Annotated in this window: 2 protein-coding genes; both read right to left on the bottom strand. The window is 60.3% G+C overall.

The window, feature by feature from the left end; all coding sequences use genetic code 11:
- Positions 1–22: 22 nt before the first annotated feature.
- Complete coding sequence (locus AB1609_20995; GenBank protein MEW6048913.1) at positions 23–1,252, bottom strand: glycosyltransferase family 4 protein; 1,230 nt, start codon at positions 1,250–1,252, stop codon at positions 23–25.
- Positions 1,249–2,532 (bottom strand): Gfo/Idh/MocA family oxidoreductase (locus tag AB1609_20990; protein MEW6048912.1); only part of this gene is annotated, 1,284 nt, incomplete at its 5' end. The genes AB1609_20990 and AB1609_20995, both read right to left, overlap by 4 nt.

The following is a 2,532-nucleotide window of genomic DNA, read 5'->3' as shown; positions in this document are numbered from 1 at the left end:
TCCTGAGTTATCACGACAAGCCTCATGCGCGCACCAACTCAGAGAAAAGCTTCTCGTACTGACCGATGCAACCCTCCCGGGAGAAATGACGTTCTGCGTAAGCCCTCCCCCTGGCACCCATCTCTTCGCGGAGAGCCGGGTCACGGTAAAGCTTGAGGATCGCGCCCGCAAGACCCCGAGCATCGCCCGCCGGCACGCAGAACCCACATCCTGCCTCCTCGATTATCTTGGGAGCATCGCCGTCGAGGGGCATGCTAGCTACCACGGGTCGTCCGGCCGCCAGGATGGTTGCGAGCTTGGAAGGCACCACCGGCGTTGTAAGTTGTGCTTGGAGCGTCACCAGGCATACGTCAGCCCCCTGGAGGACCAAGGGATAAACATTCCGTGGTTGCATGGGCAAGAAGCGCACGTTCGACAACCCCAGAGTTGCGGCACGCACCACGGTGCTTTGCCGCCTAACCCCGTCTCCAACCAGCAAAAAGACGATGTCCTGGTGTTCGCGCAGCGAAGAGGCGGCCTCCAGGATGACGTCCATGTCCTGGAGGTAGCCCATGGTGCCAGCGAAGCACACCACGAACTCGCTGTTCAGACCATGATCGCGCCGGAAGGAATTCATCCGGTCACCCGGCCTGAACATGTCGACGTCGACCCAGTTGGGAATAACCCGCACCCTCTCCGCGGGTGCCCCACCCGACAGCAGGTGCTCGCGGTTGCCGGGAGAGTGAACGGTGAGAGCATCCGCGGTCCGGTAAATGAACCGCTCAATCGTCTCAAACAAGCGGATCAGCATCTTGCTTTTGAGTAGACCGGTGACGACCGCCTCCTTGGGGAAGAGGTCTTGAACATTGACCACAGAAGGCATACCCTTAAATCGCGACAAGATATAAGCTGACAAACCGATGGGTAACGGGGGAGAATACACAAGGACCACGTCATGGCGTTCAAGCATAAGGGCCCTCAACAGCAATGCTGCCGGCCGGACGAAATGATCCATCCCGCGGAAAACCGGGATGTGGTGCGGAAGCCGCGGAGCGCGGATCCTGAGGACTCTGATCCCTGCCACGAATTCGGACATCAGGAGCCCCCGTTTGTACTGAGCAATCTGCTTGGAGCCCACATTATAACCGGGATACCCGGTTACAACCGAGACCTCGTGGCCCCGGTGCACGAGCGTCTCGGCCAGCTCGAAAAACAGGTGAGATGCGGCGCCTACCTCGGGCGGAAAATAGGTTGTAAGCAAGAGTACCTTCACTGGCCCTGGTGACCCCCCGAAGCAGCCAGAAGTTCGGCCAGTTCAATGTGGACCGGAATGCCACGGAAGAGAGAGTCCTGAGCCGCTATCGTAGCCATCGTGGTGGCAACGTAATCTTCGAAAGGCACCGGTGGTTCACGCCTACCAGCAACGGCGCTGATGAATTCCTCCATCTCGGCCTTATGACCCCTATCAACGTTCAGCGCGGCCATAGAACGCCTTCTGCCGCCACCCACGTAGACCAAGCGGCGGAAGTCATCGATCACGCAGACCGATCCGCCCCCGAAGATCTCAACTCTCTCGCGGGAAAAAGCCTTGTCGCCGCGTGCAACGTAGCCGATCTGAGCCACGGACCCGTCAGCAAGGTTCAGGGTAACGGATACGTCGTCGGCGCTGACTTTTCCCGAACCGTCCCGCAGACCAGCCGTATAGACCAGGACGGGGTTCGCTCCGGCCAGGTACCCGGCGAGATCAACGAAGTGGCACACCTCTCCCAGGATGCGGCCCCCTCCCTCGTCAGCGTCAACCACCCAGCTGTCCCTGGGAACCGGCCCCGCGTTCACGCGACAGTGGATGAAAAGTGGGCCAGTGCGGGACATGAGTTCCCTGGCACGCCTGGTGAACGGCGAAAATCGCCGGTTGAACCCCACCATAAGAATCCTGGGGTTGGGCTCATACGCGGTCACGACCTGCCGCAACTCGTCTGTGGAGAGAGCGAGCGGCTTTTCCACAAACACGTGCTTGCCCGCATGCAGAGCGTCTACAACCATGCGGGCGTGCAGGTTGTGCCGCGTGAGGATCAGCACACCATCTATCTCGGGATCCTCCAGGATCTGGCGGTAGTCGGTAGTGCAGTACTCGAAGCCGAACTTACAACCGGCGTGCTGCCCGGTGAACCCGCTGGCTGTGGCAATTCCCCTCAGAACCACTCCTGGCATGCCCTTGAGGACGGGCAGGAGGGTAGTATTGGCGAAGAGGCCGGCTCCTATCACCCCGAGCCGCACAGCATCGGCCGGCGCCCGTACTGCGGGAACACGCAATTCAACCCGGGGGGCGAGCGAAGCCTGTGTCTCCGGGTAAGTCAGCAACACAGCAATGTACTTTTCCTTACCCTGCTGGATCAGGTCGTAAACCCTTTCGGCCTCGTCGATAGAGAAACGGTGCGTTATCAGAGGCGCCAGCCTAACCTTCCCGGCTGCCACGAGGTGCAGGAACTCCTGCAGGTTCCGCTGCTCCGTCCACCGCACGTAAGGGAGAGGGTAGTCGACCTCCTTTCGCTC

It is taken from the genome of Bacillota bacterium, assembly GCA_040754675.1.
Taxonomy (GTDB): domain Bacteria; phylum Bacillota; class Limnochordia; order Limnochordales; family Geochordaceae; genus Geochorda.
The sequence above is the reverse complement of the archived record's forward strand: the minus strand, read 5'-3'. Positions and strand labels throughout refer to the sequence as shown.